Annotated in this window: 15 protein-coding genes; 12 read left to right on the top strand and 3 right to left on the bottom strand. The window is 69.1% G+C overall.

The features are described from left to right. Positions 1–172 precede the first annotated feature (172 nt). Both HUA75_RS14955 and HUA75_RS46685 read right to left on the bottom strand, forming a co-directional pair. Positions 173–616 (bottom strand): hypothetical protein, encoded by a 444-nt coding sequence (locus tag HUA75_RS14955; RefSeq protein ID WP_174486773.1) that lies wholly within the window; start codon positions 614–616, stop codon positions 173–175. 287 nt (positions 617–903) lie between these two features. Further along, positions 904–3,189 carry a lamin tail domain-containing protein gene (locus HUA75_RS46685; protein ID WP_254627575.1) on the bottom strand — a complete coding sequence of 762 codons (2,286 nt, stop codon included), beginning with the start codon at positions 3,187–3,189 and terminating at the stop codon, positions 904–906. A gap of 221 nt (positions 3,190–3,410) precedes the next feature. On the opposite strand from HUA75_RS46685, the gene HUA75_RS14965 reads away from it, so the two are divergent. From HUA75_RS14965 to HUA75_RS14985, 5 genes are all read left to right on the top strand, one after another. Beyond that, positions 3,411–3,911 carry a transcriptional regulator gene (locus tag HUA75_RS14965; protein WP_174454145.1) on the top strand — a complete coding sequence of 167 codons (501 nt, stop codon included), beginning with the start codon at positions 3,411–3,413 and terminating at the stop codon, positions 3,909–3,911. Positions 3,912–4,006: 95 nt separating this feature from the next. After that, positions 4,007–4,900 (top strand): nucleotide exchange factor GrpE, encoded by an 894-nt coding sequence (gene grpE / locus HUA75_RS14970; protein ID WP_174460877.1) that lies wholly within the window; start codon positions 4,007–4,009, stop codon positions 4,898–4,900. A 5-nt stretch (positions 4,901–4,905) separates the two neighbouring features. Beyond that, positions 4,906–6,729 (top strand): molecular chaperone DnaK, encoded by a 1,824-nt coding sequence (gene dnaK, locus HUA75_RS14975; protein ID WP_141642005.1) that lies wholly within the window; start codon positions 4,906–4,908, stop codon positions 6,727–6,729. Between the two features lie 90 nt (positions 6,730–6,819). After that, positions 6,820–7,116 carry a hypothetical protein gene (locus HUA75_RS14980; RefSeq protein WP_174486774.1) on the top strand — a complete coding sequence of 99 codons (297 nt, stop codon included), beginning with the start codon at positions 6,820–6,822 and terminating at the stop codon, positions 7,114–7,116. 113 nt (positions 7,117–7,229) lie between these two features. Next, complete coding sequence (locus HUA75_RS14985) at positions 7,230–8,711, top strand: serine/threonine-protein kinase (RefSeq protein WP_246137098.1); 1,482 nt, start codon at positions 7,230–7,232, stop codon at positions 8,709–8,711. 156 nt (positions 8,712–8,867) lie between these two features. Here the strand turns inward: HUA75_RS14985 and HUA75_RS14990 are convergent, their stop codons facing one another. Further along, positions 8,868–9,788: a YsnF/AvaK domain-containing protein gene (locus HUA75_RS14990; RefSeq protein ID WP_141642008.1), complete on the bottom strand. Its 921-nt coding sequence runs from the start codon at positions 9,786–9,788 to the stop codon at positions 8,868–8,870. Between the two features lie 427 nt (positions 9,789–10,215). Here HUA75_RS14990 and HUA75_RS14995 point away from each other — a divergent pair, with 427 nt between their 5' ends. From HUA75_RS14995 to HUA75_RS15025, 7 genes are all read left to right on the top strand, one after another. Then, complete coding sequence (locus HUA75_RS14995) at positions 10,216–11,427, top strand: ABC transporter substrate-binding protein (protein ID WP_141642009.1); 1,212 nt, start codon at positions 10,216–10,218, stop codon at positions 11,425–11,427. After that, positions 11,428–12,348 (top strand): branched-chain amino acid ABC transporter permease, encoded by a 921-nt coding sequence (locus HUA75_RS15000; protein ID WP_141642010.1) that lies wholly within the window; start codon positions 11,428–11,430, stop codon positions 12,346–12,348. A gap of 2 nt (positions 12,349–12,350) precedes the next feature. Further along, positions 12,351–13,415, top strand: a complete 1,065-nt coding sequence (locus tag HUA75_RS15005; RefSeq protein WP_174476018.1) for a branched-chain amino acid ABC transporter permease — start codon at positions 12,351–12,353, stop codon at positions 13,413–13,415. Continuing rightward, on the top strand, positions 13,412–14,308 hold the full coding sequence (locus tag HUA75_RS15010) for an ABC transporter ATP-binding protein (protein ID WP_141642011.1): 897 nt from the start codon (positions 13,412–13,414) through the stop codon (positions 14,306–14,308). The genes HUA75_RS15005 and HUA75_RS15010 overlap by 4 nt, the downstream gene beginning before the upstream one ends. A gap of 47 nt (positions 14,309–14,355) precedes the next feature. Then, a complete protein-coding gene (locus HUA75_RS15015) occupies positions 14,356–15,060 on the top strand; it encodes an ABC transporter ATP-binding protein (RefSeq protein WP_368773767.1) in 705 nt (234 codons plus the stop codon). A gap of 190 nt (positions 15,061–15,250) precedes the next feature. Further along, the gene (locus tag HUA75_RS15020; protein ID WP_174454152.1) at positions 15,251–16,039 is read left to right on the top strand and encodes a hypothetical protein; all 789 of its coding nucleotides are present in this window, start codon (positions 15,251–15,253) and stop codon (positions 16,037–16,039) included. A gap of 159 nt (positions 16,040–16,198) precedes the next feature. Then, positions 16,199–18,418, top strand: coding sequence for a sialidase family protein (locus tag HUA75_RS15025; RefSeq protein ID WP_174486775.1), 2,220 nt, complete (start codon positions 16,199–16,201; stop codon positions 18,416–18,418). The last annotated feature ends 54 nt before the right edge of the window (positions 18,419–18,472 follow it).

The raw sequence follows: 18,472 nt of genomic DNA on the forward strand, positions 1-18,472 counted from the left end.
GAGCCGGCTCGAGCCCAATGCCCGACCAGCCGTCACCCTTGAAAGGGATACGGAGCTTGCTCGCGAATTGGGTTGTCCACGTCAACGAAGGGATGCCGAATTCCTTGCGGCACGACCCAGAAATAGTTGTCGGGACGCGGTCTTATGCCCTCGAACTATTTCTGGGCCGGCCTCAAGAAAAGGGGAGGGGCGAGTGGGGATGGACCTGGGACCAGGCGGTCTGGAGCCGGGCGAGCACGGTGGCGCGGTGGGTTTCGTCCAGGCCGTACCAGCTCTCGATGAAGCGGATGGGGCCGACGAGGTGGGCGTTGAAGTCCTCCAGCTCCTCGGCGGGCACCCACAGCTCCTGGTGTCGCGCGGCGCCCACCGTCCGGACGGGGTAGCGGGTGAGCCAGGAGGACTCCACGTCGAAGGCGGTGACGAAGCCCACGTGGCCGGAGCCGGCGTCCGGGGCGTTCCAGTCCCGGGCGATCTGCCGCGCGTAGTCCGCGTTCATCACCGGGTAGAAGAAGGGCTGGTCCGGCAGGCGGGGAGGAAAGCCGCGACAGTCGCTGGCCAGGACGAGCTCCGCTTCCTTCAGCCCCACCGGGCGGTACAGCGTGAGTGTCTCCGTCATGGGGTCTCTCCTATCGAGCGGGTGGTGGGGCGGGGGGCGCGTGGCGTCTGGAGTTGCCCGGGCCCGGAGGGCCCGCCGACGCGGCGCGAAGGCAGGCCCTGACGGTGCGGAGGTGGCGGCCGGGTTCGCGTCCAGCCACTCCGGCCCATTGCCGCGAAGGCGCGTCCCGCGACTCCAGGCATGAGCCGCCGACCTCGGGGAGATATCAGTTTGAGGCCGCCCGACGCCGGGCGACCCGTGGGTACGGGCCGCCGTCATGGCGTCGAGCGGACTTCACCCTCGGCTGGTCAGAACGCCGAGCCGTCGACGCGCGTTCTGGGAGACGCGGTCGATGAGGACAGCGTGTTGTGCAGCACCCAGCTCCCCGCGGCCGAGCCGTCAGGGTTTCGGTTGTAGGAGACACCCTGGATCGCGTCCCCGTACTTGCCCTTGTCCTGCTCGGAGCCATCCGGGCGGACGAGGAAGGCGGTGTCGCCGGAGCTGCCCGTGTTTTGGCCCCGGTTGAAGCGCAGCCCGTCGCCGCCGTTGGCGTACGCCACATTGGGCACGCCCGAGGGCACCGCCGACGCGCCGGAGTAGACGGTATAGACCTTGCCGGGCTGGAGCATCGTGCCCCCGGGGAAGACGTGCCGCGCGGGCTTGTCGCCCCGCCGCGACTCCTCGTCGTGGATGGAGTATCCGCCCAGGTCCACGGCCGTGGTGCCGGTGTTGCGGATCTCCACGAACATCTTGTCGAAGTCCACCGTCTGGGTCCCCGAGACGTTGTTCGGGTGGGGCAGGTACTCGTTGATGAACAACGTGGGCACCGGACGGTTCAGCAGGAACACGTTGTCGCTCACGTCCGCGAGGGTGCCATCCTGCGCGTCGCTGATGCGCACCCGCGCAGTGGAGGACTCCACCGCGGGCACCGTCCAGGTGTAGGTCGCGGGCGTGGCGGGCACGGACGCGACGATGTCGCTCCACGTGAGCCCGTCATCCAGGGAGTACTGCAGCCGCACCGTGTTCACCCCGGCCGACGTCCAGGTGATGTCGAACGCCACGCCCGCGCTGAGTGACTCTCCGCCGTTGGGCGCGGTGAGCTTCACGGTGTGCTCCGGCACCTCCCCGAAGTTGTAGCGGCTGATGATGGGGTAGTGGTCCGACGTGGTGGAGCCGTAGCTGGGGATGTTCGGCCGCAGCACGGCGGCCGAGCCGGAGACGTAGTGGGCCAGCATCTCGTTGCTGACGAGTTGGTGGTCGATGAACGTCGAGAAGCTCACGGTGGAGGCGACCCCCTGGAGCGACATGGCCTGGGTGACGAAGGCATAGCGCACGGTGTCGTCCACGAAGTCTCGGTAGGGTGTGTCGAACTTCCCCCCCGTGCTGGGGTTCGTCGTGGTGGACCCGTCCACGTCGTCGTTCCAGTCACCCACCACCATCACCTTCTGCGTGGGGAGGTTGAAGTCCAGGTAGTCCTTGAGGTGCTGCCCGGCCGCGAGCCGCCGTGCATAGTCGTCCGCCCCGGTCATGGCCTTCATGTGCAGCACCAGCACCGTCAGGTCCACGCTGGAGACGCCTCGGGTGATGCGCAGGTCCACGCGCAACGGCGGCCTGCCGGCGAAGTCATTCTCGTACTCGCTCAGGACGATTTGCGCCTGGCGCACCTCCACCAGCCCCGTCTTGTAGAGCAGGCCCACTTTCTGCTCGTTGAACGAGTAGTAGGTGGGTCCCAACGTCACGGTGGAGTCATTGGAAAGGAAGCCCTCGTACCCGGGCAGCTGGTCCTTCAGCGTGTTGAACTGCGCCGTGTTGACCATCTCCCCCAGGCCCCACACGTCCACGCCCGCGTCGCCAATCACAGACTGCACGTTGGCGAGCTGGAGCGCGTCGTCCGCCGGGTCCTCCGTCGGGGAGCCGAACCACTCGATGTTCCAGTTGCCCACCGCCAGCGGGAAGCTCGTCGAAGAGCCCCCATCGGGGATTCCCGTGCCTGGCTTCACCTCCAGGGAGAAGCGGCCCTCCGCCTTCACGCCGCTGGCGTCCTGCACCCTCAAGGTGAAGGTCTTCGTGCCCGCCAGCTCCGCCACGCCCGTCACCTCTCCGTCCTGCGTCAGCGACAGGCCCGAGGGCAGCGAGCCCTCCGCCACGGAGAACGTCAGCGGGGGACGCCCGCCCGCCACCGAGAAGGTGTGCGTGTAGCCGTTGCCGGTGAACGCGGCGGACGGCGAGACGGCGGAGAGCACCGGCGCCGGCCACACCTTGAGGCTGTACGTCCGCGTATCCACGCTCTTCTCCACGTCCCGCACGCTCACCCGGAGGGAGAACTCTCCAGAGGCGCTGGCGGGGCCGGTGAGCTTCCCGTCGGCCGAATAGAAGGAGAAGCCCGGGGGGACTTCCGTCTCCAGCGTGTAGCTCAGGGGCGCGGTGCCACCCGTGGCCGTCAGGTGCACCTCATAGGTGGCGCCCACCGTGGTGTCGGTCAGCTCGGAGGTGGGGAGCTTGGGGCCCCCGCCTGGGTCATCGTGGCGGCTTCCCGAACAGGCGCTCAAGAAGGCCAGGAGGACGAGTGTCCCGGCGGCGCGGATGAGAGACATGGATGTGCTCCAGCAGGGCGAGCCATCGGCCGGGCCCGCATTTGAAACGAGACACTCTAGCGAAATCCCTGTTGCGCGACGATGACACCCTCGAAGACGGACGGAGCCCCAGGAAGTCGCGCTGCGTTGGAACGGCAATGGCCGTCCGCGTCGTCCGTGACATATTCGAGAGTCGCGGGAACCATGGGGGGCTGCCGCCGCCCGACGAGAGGACACGCTCAATGGCCGAGAAGTGGGACAAGCAGTTGATGGAGTTCCTCAAGCGCACCGGTGACGAGCTCAAGCGCACGACCGACGACCTTCGCGGCGAGGCGCAGCGGCTCCTCAAGGAAGTGAAGGACCCGGAGAAGCAGGCCAAGGTGAAGGAGGGCCTGGAGCAGCTGCGCACCTGGGCGGCCAGCACCACCAAGGTGGCGGCGGAGAAGATTGAGACCGCCGTGCGCCAGGTCGAGGGCGCCGTGGAGCGCGCCTTCCATCCGGAGGACGAGGCCACCACCAAGCCTCCCGCCAGCAAGAAGGCCAAGGGCGCCTCCCGCGCCAGCGCCCCCGAAGCCCCGGCCGCCGAGGCCCCGGCTCCGAAGGCCGAGCCTCGCGCCGCGAAGAAGGCGGGCACCAAGTCCATTGGCCGCGCCAAGAAGGCGGGCGGGCGGGCGGCGAAGAAGGCCGCCCCGGCCTCCAAGAAGACGATGGGCCGCGCCAAGAAGCCCACCGCCGGAGCGTGAAGTTCCGTTCCGCCTGAATCGCGCCCGCACATACCTCGGGTCCGGGTTCCGCCAGTCGTTCCCGCCAGTTGGAACGGTGTGCGGCGCGTGAGATAGTGCGCGCCGTGGCCGGCTCCAGCGAAAAGGACAGCATCCAGGCGGAAATCGGGCAGGACGTCATCGACGCGGCGGTCCGCAGCGTCGAGCGTCGAATGGAGGATGACGAGGTGACCGTCATCGAGGTGGAGGCCCCCCAGGCCGCCGCCTCTGACGAGGACCTCGCCGCCTCCCCCGAGTCTTCCGCGATTCCCGAAGACCCCGTGGCGACTCCGGCGACAGCCGAAGAGGTCGCCGCCTTGCGCGAGGAGGTGGAGTCGCTCAAGGCGCAGGTCGAATTCAGTCAGGCCAAGGGCCGCGAGACGATGGAGCGGCTGCGCGAGGCGCACGAGCGCGCGAAGGATGCGCAGGAGCGCATGGTCCGCGCCGCCGCGGACCTGGAGAACTACCGCAAGCGCGCGCAGAAGGAGAAGGAGGAGGTCCAGCGCTTCGGCTCGGAGAAGCTGCTCAAGGACCTGCTCCCGGTGATGGACAACCTGGACCGCGCGCTCGAGGCGGCGGCCAAGTCGACCGACATCGACAGCTTCCAGAAGGGCGTCGCGATGACGCGCAAGTCCTTCGAGGACGCGCTCGCGCGCCACGGCGTGAAGTCCTTCAGCGCCAAGGGTCAGCCGTTCGACCCGCGCATGCACGAGGCCATCCAGCAGGTGGAGACGGCGGACGTCCCCGTCGGCCACGTGGCCTTCGAGGTGGTGCGCGGCTTCTTCCTCAACGAGCGGCTGGTGCGTCCGGCCCTCGTCGTCGTCGCGCGCGCGCCGGAGGCGCCAGCGCCCGTCGACACCACGTCAAACACGCCGCCCGAGTCCGCGGAGGCGCCGTCCTCGCCGGACGGTGAGCCGCGTGCCGAGGCGACCGAGCAGCAGTCGGACAGCACTTCCGGGGGGAGTCAGTAAGCGTCATGGGCAAGGTGATAGGAATCGACCTCGGAACGACCAACTCGTGCGTCGCCGTCATGGAAGGCGGCGAGCCGGTGGTCATTCCCAACAGCGAGGGCAGCCGCACCACGCCTTCGATGGTGGGCTTCACGGACTCCGGTGAGCGGCTGGTGGGCCAGATTGCCAAGCGGCAGGCCATCACCAACCCGGAGAACACCGTCTTCGCGGTGAAGCGGCTCATCGGCCGCAAGTTCGACTCGCCGGAGGCGAAGAAGGCCATCAGCGTCAGCTCGTTCAAGGTGGCCACCAGCCCCAACGGCGACGCGTGGGTGGAGATTCGCGGCAAGGGCCACAGCCCGCCGGAGGTCTCCGCCATCATCCTGATGAAGATGAAGCAGACGGCGGAGGACTACCTCGGCGAGCCCGTCACCGAGGCGGTCATCACCGTCCCCGCGTACTTCAACGACAGCCAGCGTCAGGCCACCAAGGACGCCGGCCGCATCGCCGGCCTCAACGTCCTGCGCATCATCAACGAGCCCACCGCGGCGGCGCTCGCGTACGGCCTGGACAAGGTGAAGGACGGCGGCACCGAGCGCGTCGCCGTCTACGACCTGGGCGGCGGCACGTTCGATATCTCCATCCTGGAGCTGACCGCCGGCGTGTTCGAGGTGAAGAGCACCAACGGCGACACGTTCCTGGGCGGCGAGGACTTCGACCAGCGGCTCATCGACTATCTGGCCAAGCGCTTCGCCGAGCAGAACAACGGGCTGGATTTGCGCAAGGACCGCATGGCGCTCCAGCGGCTCAAGGAGGCCGCCGAGCGCGCCAAGCACGAGCTGTCCAGCGCGCCGGAGACGGAGGTGAACCTGCCGTTCATCACCGCGGATGCGTCCGGCCCCAAGCACCTGACGGAGACGGTGGACCGCTCCACGTTCGAGGCGCTGGTCGCGGACCTCATCGACCGCACGATTGAGCCCTGCAAGATTGCCTTGAAGGACGCGGGCCTGAGCGCGCAGCACGTCAACCAGGTGCTCCTCGTCGGCGGCATGACGCGCATGCCGCGCGTGCAGCAGAAGGTGCGGGAGTTCTTCGGCAAGGAGCCGCACAAGGGCATCAACCCGGACGAGGTCGTCGCCGTGGGCGCGGCCATCCAGGGTGGCGTGCTCAAGGGCGAGGTGAAGGACGTCCTCCTCCTGGACGTCACGCCGCTGTCGCTGGGCGTGGAGACGGCGGGCGGCGTCTTCACGAAGATCATCGACAAGAACACCACCATCCCCTGCAAGAAGAGCCAGGTGTTCTCCACCGCGGTGGACAACCAGCCGCTGGTGAGCGTGCACGTCCTCCAGGGCGAGCGCGAGATGGCGGCGGACAACAAGACGCTGGCGCGCTTCGAACTGGTGGGCATCCCCCCGGCGCCGCGCGGCGTGCCGCAGATTGAAGTGTCGTTCGACATCGACGCCAACGGCATCGTCCACGTCAGCGCCAAGGATTTGGGCACCGGCAAGGTCCAGCAGGTGCGCGTGGTGAGCAACTCCGGTCTGTCGGAGGCGGAAATCCAGGGGATGATTTCCGACGCGCAGGCGCACGCGTCCGACGACAAGAAGAAGAAGGAGCTGGCGGAGCTGCGCAACAACGCCGACGGCCTCATCTACACGACGGAGAAGAGCCTGGAGGAGTACGCCAGCCTCCTGTCGGAGAAGGACCGCGAGGAAATCAGGACGGACCTGGAGCGGCTCAAGGGCATGCTCAACACCTCCGACGCGGTGGCCCTCAAGGAGGCCTTCCAGCGCCTGGAGGGCAGCGCCTACCGCATCGCCGACGCCATCTACACCGGCCAGGCGAGCTGAGGCGGCTCCGGACTCCCGGACAGGGGGTGCAATCACTTCGCGCGGCCCGCGTAGAGTGAGGTACCCCTGTCCGTTTCGAGGTAGCGAGTCATGGATCCAGTCGAAGCCGTGGTGATGGTCCTGGTCGTGGCGATGACGTGCGGCATCCCCTTGCTCGGGTTGACGCTGCGCTTCTCGCTCAAGCCGGTGATGGAGGCCTTCATCCGCCTGCGCGAGGCCCAGCTCGGCCAGCACCCGGACACGGCCATGCTGAGGGCGCGCGTGGCGCACCTGGAGCACGTGCTGGAGGTCCACGGCCTCATCGACGGTCGCGCCCTGCCGCTGCCCTCGGCCACCGCCGAGCGGGTGTCCGGTAGCGCGTCCTTGAAGGACCGCGAGCGCGTCTAGCGGCAACCCCAGACTACCCGGGGAAGCTCACACGGGTGTGTAATGGGCCCGTGGAATTCCCTTCGTTGGAGACAGAGGTCGCGTTCCTGCGCGGCCTGGTGGCGGTTCATCGGATGTCGGACGACATCCTCGAGGACTGCCTCCAGCGCGGCCTGACGCTGGACGCGGGGCTGGATGTCTTCCTCACCCAGTGCGCGCGCATGGTGCACGCGCCCGCGGGCTTCGTGTCCTTGCGGGGCACGCGCGGGCCGGTGCTGACGCGGGTGTTGGGCGAGCTGGGCGCGGACGTCTTCGAGGCCGCGAGCTGGCGGGGGCCCCACCGGCTGAAGAACGGGCGGATGTTGTTCTGCACCCGGCTGAAGCTGGGGAACCTGGAGCTGGGCGGCCTGGGGCTGGCGGTGGAGGGCGGCTTCGCGGACGGTGGCGGGCTGGTGATGAAGCTGGTGGAGGCCATCGGCGAGCAGCTGGACACGGCCGTGCTGGCCTTCCTGGCGCTGATGGACGGGCAGGGGCCCCTGGAGCGGCTGGACGAACTGGCGCTGGATGACACGCCGGTGCCGCGCGGGCGCATTGGCAAGTACGAGGTGCTGACGCCGCTGGGCACCGGTGGCATGGCCCAGGTGCTGGTGGCGCGGGCGCGAGGCCCGGAGGGCCTGGGGCGGCTGGTGGCCCTCAAGCGCATCCTCCCGCACCTGACGGCGGAACCGGCCATCGTCCAGCAGTTCCTGGACGAGGCGCGCATCGGCCTGCGGCTGTCGCACCCCAACCTCGTGCACGTCTATGACTTCGGCGAGGCCCAGGGGGCGTACTTCATCGCCATGGAGCTGGTGCGGGGCGTGGACCTGGACCGGCTGCTGCGCGCGCAGAAGGGGCCGCTGACGCCCGAGCAGACGGCGGCGATTGTCGTGCAGGCCCTGCATGGGTTGCACGCGGCGCACCTGCTCAAGGGCGAGGACGGCAAGCCGATGCACCTGGTGCACCGGGACTTGTCCCCGCACAACCTGATGGTGGGCTTCGACGGCCAGGTGAAGGTCTTGGACTTCGGCGTGGCGAAAGTCCGCGCGCAGCGGACGATGACGCTGCCGGGCATCGTGAAGGGCAAGCCGCTGTACATGTCGCCGGAGCAGGCCCGGGGGCAGCGGCTGGACGCCCGCAGCGACCTGTTCGCCATGGGCCTCATCCTCTACGAGGCGCTCACCGGGCGGCGCGCTTTTGACAGGGGAGACGAGCTGCGGTCCATGCAGGCCATCTGCGACGAGCGCCTGACGCGGCCGGACACCATCTCCCGTCCCTTGTGGGAGGTGCTCGAGGTGGCGCTGGCCAAGTCTCCGACGGCGCGTTTCGCGAGCGCGCAGGAGATGGCGGAGCGGCTGTTGGACATCGTCACGCCGGCGAAGGACACGGAGCTGTCGCGGCTGATGGCCCGGCACTTCCCGGACCGGCTGCGAGAGCTGAACCGGCTGGACCGCACGGAGGCCGGGGGACAGCCTCCGGTGGCGTCCCGCGACGTGCGGGCTCCCCCAGAGGGGTGGCCTCCCCAGGAGGACATCGACACGGAGCCTCGCCCCATGCCCCAGAAGAAGGCCGCGCCCTGACTCAGGTGGGCCCCGGGTCTCACTCCAGACGGAGCAAGGCTTGTGGCCCCACCTGAGTCGAAGCAGGGGGCTGGCCCCACTCCAGAAGACGGAGCGGGGCTCCCGCCCCATTCCAGGCCGAGCGAGCGCCCGGGCGGAAGGTGCCCGGGCGTCACTTCATGAACGACGCAGCGACGGGTCGTCGGGCGTGGCGTTGAGCGTGCGAGGCGCGTCGACCTCGCCCTCGGTGCGGATGTCCACGTTCTCGTGGCGCACCCTCTCGGTGATGCGGCGCTCCTCCTCGACGACGTCCTTGTGGATGACGACCTCCTCGTCCAGGACCGAGCGCTTGGTGATGTCCACCTCTTCGGCGTGCAGCGGGACGACGATGGTCTCCTCCTTGAACGTCGCGCCCACCACGGGCTTGTCCGACGTCGCCGCCCGGCGCTCCACGCGGACCCTCTCGTGGCGCAGGGGGACCTTCACCACTTCCTCCTCCTCCACCACGTCCTTGTGCACGCGCAACTCGCCCGCCTGCGTGTCGCGCTTCTCCACCGTCAGCTTCTCCCGGTGGACGGGGATGGAGATGTCGTCGGCGTCGCGCCTCATCTCGGTGCCCAGGCGCTTGTCGGTCTCCAGGCGCCTGTCGGTCTCCAGGCGGGTGTCGCCCCTGCGGATGTCGGTGTCCGCCCGCATGTTGGCCGCGTAGTTGGCGTCCGTGCCCAGGTTCGCGCCAGGCAGCGACGTGACGGAGCCCCGCGACGTGCCCAGGTCCGCGTCGCGTACCCGCGTCTCCTTCGTGGTCGTCGTGCGCTCGGAGGCCAGGCCCACGGCTCCGGCCGCTACGCCCGTGCCCGCGGTGGCCTTGGCGCGCTCCGCGTCGGAGACCTGCTGGAGCGCTTCCTTGCCCCGGTTGAGAATCACCTCTCCGTCGCGAATCTCGCTGACCTCCGTGAAGGCGACCCGGTAGTCCTTCGGGAAGAACAGGCCCCTTTCGATGTGGAATGCGTCGTCGCCGATGGCGAAGACCTTGCCGAGCTTCTCGCCGTCGATGCTGCGGACGGCCATTCCTTCCCTGACGTCTTTGCGCTGGAACATGGCTGGCTCCTCCTGCTGACTGGCTGGATGGAGGGCGCGGTCCACCACTCCATCAACCGGAAGGTGGGAACAGGTCCGGGGATGAACAGTGCCGTGGCAACACGAGCGCGAGGGGCTCGGTCCCGTGGTTGCCCCCGACGGGGGTTGCCTGCCCTCTCCCGGCGTGCATCGCCTTCTCCTCCAGGGGGCGTCGTCCTCCAGGTTCACGGGCGCTTCCCCCGAGGACCGCGGCATTTGGGGGTGGGATGGGCGCGCGAAACGCCTCGGTCCCCTCCGGCGCCCGGGCCCGGAACCCCGCGTGACGCGCCGCACGGAGGGTACGTGGGGGGAGGGCCTGTCTGGCAGCGCGCTTGACCCATGGAGAGGGCTCCCCTAGAAAACCGGGGCTTTGAATCGCAGCACCCCCTGTTGAGGAGGATTGCTCCGCATGCGACGCCTTGCCCCGATGCTGCTCGCCGCGCTCGCCGTCATGGCGGGCGCTTGTGAGAAGAAGACGCAGCCCACTCCCTCCGGTGAGGCTGGCACGCAGGCCGCGCAGGGTCAGTCCGGGAGCACGGTGAGCGGCACACCCGCCGCTGGCTCCGACACCATCCTGCTGGGCCAGGTGGGCGCGCTCACCGGCGGTCAGGCGACCTTCGGTATCTCCACGCGCAACGGCATCGAGCTGGCGCTCAAGGAGGCCAACGCCGCGGGCGGCGTGAATGGCAAGAAGCTGGCGATTCGCGTCTACGACAATCAGAGCAAGCCGGAGGAGGCCGCGCAGGCCGCCACCCGCCTGATTACGCAGGACAAGGTGGTGCTCATCCTGGGCGACGTGGCCTCGTCCAACTCGCTGGCCATGGCGGAGAAGGCGCAGGCGGCGGGCGTGCCCATGATTACGCCCTCGTCCACCAACACCACCGTGACGCAGAAGGGCGACTTCATCTTCCGCGTGTGCTTCATCGACCCGTTCCAGGGCTTCGTCATGGCGAAGTTCGCCCGCGAGGACCTGAAGCTGGGCAAGGTGGCGGTGCTCCAGGACAACAAGAGCGCCTACTCCATCGACCTGTCGGACGTCTTCACGCGCAAGTTCACGGAGATGGGCGGCAAGGTCGCGACGACGGAGAGCTACAGCCAGGGCGACACCGACTACCGCGCGCAGCTGACCGCCATCAAGAAGACGCAGCCGGACGGCATCTACGTCCCGGGCTACTACAGCGAGGTCGGCGTCATCGCGCGCCAGGCCCGCGAGGTGGGCCTCAAGGTCCCCCTGATGGGCGGCGACGGATGGGATTCCGAGAAGCTCTTCGAGCTGGGCGGCAGCGCCATCTCTGGCAGCTACTTCTCCAACCACTACTCGCCGGACAATCCGGACCCCCGCGTGCAGAAGTTCATCGCCGACTACAAGGCCGCGTATGGCGGCGTGCCGGACGCGCTGGCGGCGCTGGGGTACGACGCGGCCCGCGTGGCGGTGGAGGCCCTCAAGCGCGCCAAGGACCTGAGCGGTCCGGCGGTGCGGGATGCCATCGCGCAGACCAAGGACTTCCCGGGCGTGGCGGGCACCGTCACCCTGGATGACAATCGCAATGCCGTGAAGTCCGCCGTCGTCCTCAAGGTCGGGGACGGCAAGACGCAGTATGTGACGACCATCTCTCCCTAAATGGCGCAGCTCCTCCAGCACCTCATCAACGGTCTGGCCGCCGGAACCATCTACGCGCTCGTCGCGCTCGGCTACACGATGGTCTACGGCGTCCTCAAGCTCATCAATTTCGCCCACGGCGACGTCATGATGGTCGGCGTCTACATGGGCTACGCCACCGCCTTCGCGATTGGACGCGAGGCGCGCGGCTCGTTCCTCGGCATCGCCGCCGTGTTCGCGGTGGCCATGCTCGGGTGCGCGCTGTTCGGCTTCCTCATTGAACGCTTCGCCTACCGGCCCCTGCGCGAGAAGCCCCGGCTGACGGCGCTCATCACCGCCATCGGCATCTCCTTCGCGCTCTCCTACGGCTTCCAGCTGGACATCGGCTTCCTGCCCGGCGCCAGCCCCCGCGCGTTCCCCGAAATCATCGAGCCCAAGGAGTGGCTCATCATCGGGGACCGGGACGTCGTCGTCTGGAACTGGCAGGTCATCAGCTTCCTCATCGCGGTGGGGTTGATGGTAGCCCTGCAGTACCTCGTCTTCGGCACGCGCTTCGGCCGGGCGATGCGCGCGGTCTCCTGGGACCACCGGGTGGCGGCGCTGATGGGCATCCCCACCGACCGCGTCATCGCGCTGACGTTCATGCTCAGCAGCGGCCTGGCCGCGGGCGCGGGGCTGCTCTACGCCATCAAGGACACGTCGGTGAGCCCGCTCATGGGCCTGTACGTGGGCCTCAAGGCCTTCGTCGCCGCGGTGATTGGCGGCATCGGCCATGTGCCGGGCGCGGTGGTGGGCGCGCTGGTGCTCGGGCTGGTGGAGGAGTTCGTGGTGGGCTACGCGGCCAGCACCTGGCGGGACGCGGTGGCCTTCGGCTTCCTCATCCTGGTGCTGCTGGTGAAGCCGGGTGGCCTGTTCGGCCGGGTCGCCGCGGAGAAGGTGTGACGATGGAATCCCCCGCGCTTTCCATCCCCGAGGCACCGTCGCTCGTCCCCCCCGCGCTGCGCGGCATCCTTCCGCTGGTCATCGCGATTCCCACGCTCGCGCTGTTCCACTGGTCGCTGACCGGCTCCGACTTCGCGACGTATCTGCTGTCCGTCGTCGGGGTGAACATCATCCTCGCGGTGAGCCTCAACATCGTGAACGGGATGACGGGCCAGTTCTCCATCGGCCACGCGGGCTTCATGGCCGTGGGTGCGTACATCGCGGGCTACACCTCCCTGCAGCTCAAGGAGGTGGCGCTGTCCTTCCTCCCCGTGGCCGCCAGCGACCAGGTGCTCTTCATGCTGGCGCTGCTCGCGGGGGGCGCCGCCGCCGCGGCGTGCGGCTTCCTGGTGGGTCTGCCCTCGCTGCGCCTGAGGGGCGACTACCTGGCCATCGTCACGCTGGGCTTCGGCGAAATCATCCGCGTCTTCGTCCAGAACACGGACGCGTTCGGCCGCGCGCTGGGCCTGTCGGGCATCCCCCAGTACTCCAGCCCGGGCATGGTGTTCTTCTGGGTGTTCCTCGTGGTGCTGGCCGCGCGCCGGCTCGCCGGCTCCAGCCATGGCCGCAGCCTGTGGGCCATCCGCGAGGACGAGGTGGCCGCCGAGGCCATGGGCGTGGACACCACCGGCTACAAGGTCCGCGCCTTCGTCTTCTCGTCGTTCTTCGCGGGCATCGCCGGCGGGCTGTTCGCCCACTTCGTGCCCATCATCAATCCCGGCTCCTTCACCTTCGTGCGCTCGATGGAAATCGTCGTCATGGTGGTGCTGGGCGGCCTGGGCTCCACCACCGGCGCGTTCGTCGCGGCCATCTTCCTCACGCTGCTGCCCGAAGGCATGCGCTCGCTGTTCGGCGCGCTGGGCACCGAGGGCAGCCTGGCGCAGCGGGTGGACCAGATTCGCATGCCCATCTACGGCCTGCTGCTCGTCGTGTTGATGCTGTCGCGTCCCCAGGGCCTGTTCGGCACGAAGGAAATCTGGGACGTGCTGCCCCGGTGGCTGCCTCGCAAGCGCAGGGGGCTGGCATGAGCGCGAACGCGCAGCCGGTGGCCCCTGTCGCTCCGGCCACGAAGTCCGCCGCGCTCCTGCGCACGGACGGGGTGAGCATCCAGTTCGGTGGCCTCAAGGCGCTGACGGACTTCCGCCTCTCCATCCAGCAGGGCGACCTGCAGGGCCTCATCGGCCCCAACGGCGCGGGCAAGTCCACCGCGTTCAACGTGCTGACCGGCGTGTACCAGCCCTCCCAGGGCGAGGTGTTCGTCAGCGGCACGAAGGTGAACGGGCGCAAGCCGCATCAAATCAACCTGCTGGGCGTGGCGCGCACCTTCCAGAACATCCGCCTGTTCCGCGCGCTCACCGCGCTGGACAACGTGAAGGTGGCCTGCCGCGCGCAGACGGCGCTGCACCAGTCCCGGATGGGCGTGGGCGCGAAGCTGGCGAACGCGGCCCACAACTACGCGGACTGGTGGAAGGCGCTCCTGCTCACCCCGTCCTTCCAGCGCGAGGAGCGCCGGCTGACGGCGCAGGCCGAGCACCTCCTGGAGGTCATGGGCCTGTCGCACCGCCGCGACGAGGAGGCGCGCAACCTTCCCTACGGCGAGCAGCGCCGGCTGGAAATCGCGCGCGCGCTGGGCAGCCAGCCCCGCGTGCTGCTCCTGGACGAGCCCGCCGCGGGCATGAACACGCGCGAGAAGGCGGACCTGATGGTCCTCATCCGCAAGCTGCGCGACGACTTCAAGCTGGGCGTGCTGGTGATTGAGCACGACATGAAGCTGGTGATGGGCATCTGCGAGCAGATCACCGTGCTGGATCACGGCGAGACGATTGCGCGCGGCGCTCCGGCCGAGGTGCGAAGCGACCGGAAGGTCATCGAGGCGTATCTGGGTGACAGCTACCTGGAGAGCCACGGAGGAGCGGCGTGAGCGAGGCGCAGGTGAAGACGCTGGGTGAGCGCCAGGCATTCCCCCCGCTGCTGGCGGTGGAGGGCATCAAGGTCCACTACGGCGCCATCCAGGCCCTCAGGGGCGTGTCGCTGACGGTGGGCAAGGGTGAAGTCGTCGCCCTCATCGGCGCCAACGGCGCGGGCAAGACGAGCACCCTTCGCGCGGTGAGCGGCATGCTCAAGGCGAGCGCGGGGAGCATCCGCTTCAGCGGGCAGGACACCACGTCCCTCAAGGCGCACCAGCTGGTGCCCCGGGGCATGGCCCACGCACCGGAAGGGCGCGGCATCTTCCCCAACCTCACCGTGCTGGAGAACCTGGAGCTGGGGGCCTACCTGCGCCGGGACACCGCGGACATCCGCGCGGACATGGAGAAGAACTTCACGCTCTTCCCCGTGCTCAAGGAGCGGCGCAACCAGATGGCCGGGACGCTGTCGGGCGGAGAGCAGCAGATGCTCGCCATCGCTCGCGCGCTGCTCAGCCGGCCCCAACTGCTGCTGCTCGACGAGCCCTCGCTGGGATTGGCGCCGCAGGTGACGGAGACCATCTTCCGCACCCTGCGCGACGTGAACAAGGCGGGCGTCAGCGTGCTGCTCGTCGAGCAGAACGCGCACTTGGCCCTCAACTCCGCCCACTACGGCTACGTGCTGGAGACAGGGGAAGTGGTGATGGCCGGCCCCGGTAAAGCGCTGCTGGAGAGCCCGGAGGTGCGCCGCGCCTATCTGGGCGAGTAGGCTCTGGAAGGCCGAGTTTCCGCCTCCCGGCGCACCACGTTCGTCCTGCCGCCGACGCTTCTGGGGTCCTCGTGACACCTGGAAACTGGCGGGTCTCCGAATCTCGGGTAGTCAGAAGTCGAGCAGTTCGTCTAGCGTCGTCCGACGCACCGCGTTCAACTCTCCCAAACTCATTTCAGGAAGCGCGCCCATGCCTTCGTTGTCCCGCCTCCTTGCCTCGATTGCCACCCTTGCGCTGATGGCCCTCGCGTGCGTCGGTCCGCAGAAGACCGACAGCAGCTCCAACAACTCTGGTGAAGCGACCTCCACGGTGGAGGAGCTGCCCAACGAGGGTGGAGAGACGGGCGGCGCGCAGCCGGCCGCCGCGGGCCCGCAGCTCAACCCCGTGAGCGCCGAGGAGGGCTTCAACGTCAAGATGCCGGGCCAGCCTCAGGTCCAGCGCCAGAAGGTCAACATCCCCGCGGGCGAGGTGTCCACGGCGGCCTACTCGCTGCAGACCCCCGAGGGCGTCATCTACTCGGTCAGCATCGCCGACTACCCGGAGAAGGTCGTCGCCAGCCGGCCGCCGGAAGCGTTCCTGAACGAGGGCCGCGACGGCCTCACCAACCAGCTCAAGGGCACCGTCAGCAACGAGCAGGAGCTGACGCTCGACGGCTACCCCGGTAAGTCCTACACGGTGTCCTCGCCCAACGGCGAGGTGCGCGCGCGCAACTACCTGGTGGGCCCGCGCCTCTACACCATGCTCGTTCTCTACAACCCGAGCATCGGCGCTCCGGCGGCGGATGACTTCCTGGGCTCGCTCCAGCTCGTCAACCCGCCTCCGGCCATTCCGCGCGCGGGCGCGGCGGGCGCGGCGGATGCCGGCTCGGGTGACGCGGGTGTCGCCGCGGAGGGTGCCGCGGTCGAGGCGACTGCTCCCGACGCGGGTCCGCAGGACGCGGGCACGGCCGCTCCGGCCAAGCGCCGTCGCACGAAGTAGTTCGTCGTTGGTGCACGCCCGCGCTCGCGGGAGCGTGTGCTTGATGACAGGCGCCCCGTTCACTTGAAAAGGAATGGGGCGCCCTGGTGGTGCGGGGCGGCTTCCTTCTCCCCCTGACCGCCCACAGTCTTCCTCCTCGGTGTTCGGGGGAGGGGATTCATGACAGGGCTGACTGGGGCCTTGCTCGCCGTGGTGCTCGCGGCGGGCGGCTCGGCGTTGGTTCCGGTGAGTGGGGGCAATGCCCTGACGCTCCCGGCGCAGCGCCACATCGTTCGCATCGACAGAGGTGGAAGTCGTCCCCCCAGCTTCCTGGTGGCCATCCAGCACGGTGGCACCGAGGGCAAGGGGCTGGTCCTGTACCGCTCCGAGGACGGGCTGCGCACCGTGCGGCGCGTGGGGGACATCCAGTCGGACTCCACGCACACGGACCGGGCGGAGCTCCTGGCGGTGGGCCGGGACGTGGCGCTCGTCTACTCGTACGAGGGTCCGCAGCTGGCGCCCTCCCGACGCCATGACGTCTGGTTCCAGTGGTGGCGCTACCAGTCCTCGGAGGACACCTGGACACCCGAGCCCGCGGTGCGGGTGCTGAATGCGGTGGATGACAGCACGGGCTACTCGCGGGCGCTCCTGGCGCGCGACTCGCGGGGGCGCTTCTGGGTCCAGGCCTTCCGGGTGGAGGTGGATGGTGGCTCCACGGCGGTGGTGGCGGTGTCCACCGATGACGGACAGGACTTTGGCGCGCCCCAGGTGCTGGACAAGGTTCGCCGTCGCGGAGGCGGGCGCCTGTTGAGCGTGGGGACGAAGCTCGTCTTCGTCTACGCCATGCATGATGGCTTCGTGCCCACGCGGATGCGGGTGCGAGACGACGCGGACCCCGTGGAGGACTGGGGGCCGGTGCGCGAGGCCTTCTCCGACGGCATCTACCACGGCGCGGCGCTGAGCGCGGTGGCGGACGGCCGGGGCGGCATGCACCTGGTCTACAAGGACGAGCAGGAGCGGCTGTACTACCGGCGCTTCGACGGGACGTCCTTCGGGCCGCGCAAGCTGGTGGAGAGCACGTCCGACTGGGCGATTCAGGCCGCCATCACCCGCATCGGCGACACGCTGTACATCTTCTACAACCGCATGCGCGTGCTCAATCAGCACTACGAGCTGCGCGTGCGCGCCCTCCTGCCGGACGGCAGCTTGAGCGACGCGGTGACGCTCGACGGGGACGCGACGTTCAAGGGCTATCCCAACGCGGTGGACGTGCTGCCGGAGGGCAGCACCGAGGTGCCGTGTCTCTATGGCGAATCGCCGGACGCGAGCTCGCGAGGCACCGTGTCGCGCGTGGCGAGGGTGCTCGACGAGGAGCCGCCAGAGGAGCCCTTCTCGTTGGAGCTGGTGCGCTCCAGCGCGAGCCACGAGCTGCTCGCGGTGGATGGCGCGGGCACGCTCTATGGGCTCGCGGCGGGGGGCGAGCGCTCGCGGTTGATGGCGAGCACGGATGGTGGGGCCACCTGGGCCGCGCGCGGGCAGGACGGGGGAAACCTGTGGACGCTGGCGGCGATGGCGAACGGGACGCTGGTGGCGGTGGCCAGCCACAGCGGTGTGTACAACCTCCAGCGCTCCACGGATGGCGGCAGGACGTGGAAGGACGAGGTGAGCCTGGGGGGCTACCGGGCGATGGGGCCGCGCAGCTTCGCGGAGCTGGGCGGCACGTGGTTCTTCCTCGAGTACCAGACCTTCACCTCGTCCTCCGCGCCGGTGCGGGTGTGGGCGAGCACGAATGGCGGAGCGAGCTGGTCCGTGCGCTCCACGCTCACCGCGCACCGGCATGGCTATGCGCTGGTCGCGGACCCGGTGACGGGGGCGCTGTGGGCGCTGATGGGCAGCAACAAGACGCAGGCGGCGGTGCTGCGTTCCACGGACGGCGGGCGGACGTGGAAGTCCCTGCTCCAGGGCTACGGCGCGAACGCGGTGGCGGGCGTGGTGATGGCGGATGGCTCGCTCCTGCTCGGGCAGTCCACGTTGTTCGAGCCCGAGCACCCGAAGCTGCTGCGGCTGTCCGTGGACGGCCGGGTGAGCACGGTGCGGGAGCTGCCGGGGCCCGCCTACTCGCTGGTCGCCGCGCCCGGAGGTGGCTGGGTGCTGGGAACGGCCTGGTCCAGCGCGGGGGATGTGCAGGCGCCGGGGGATGTCTCCGCGCGACTGTTCACCAGCGGGGATGGGCAGACGTGGAAGGAGGCGCGGCGCCACGAGCGGGTGAGCGGGGCCGACCTGGCGCGCGCGGACGTGTGGGGTGTGTTGCCCTCCGGGGAGCTGGTGGTGCGGATGGAGAACGTGAGCGGCTTCGGAAGCGCGGGAAAGGGCTTTCAGGTGCTGCGCATCGAGCGCTGAGCGGGCGGGTGGATTAGACCTCCCGGTGCGCGGCGCGAGCACGCCGCCGGGAGG

It is taken from the genome of Myxococcus sp. CA040A (assembly GCF_013336725.1).
Lineage (GTDB): Bacteria > Myxococcota > Myxococcia > Myxococcales > Myxococcaceae > Myxococcus > Myxococcus llanfairpwllgwyngyllgogerychwyrndrobwllllantysiliogogogochensis.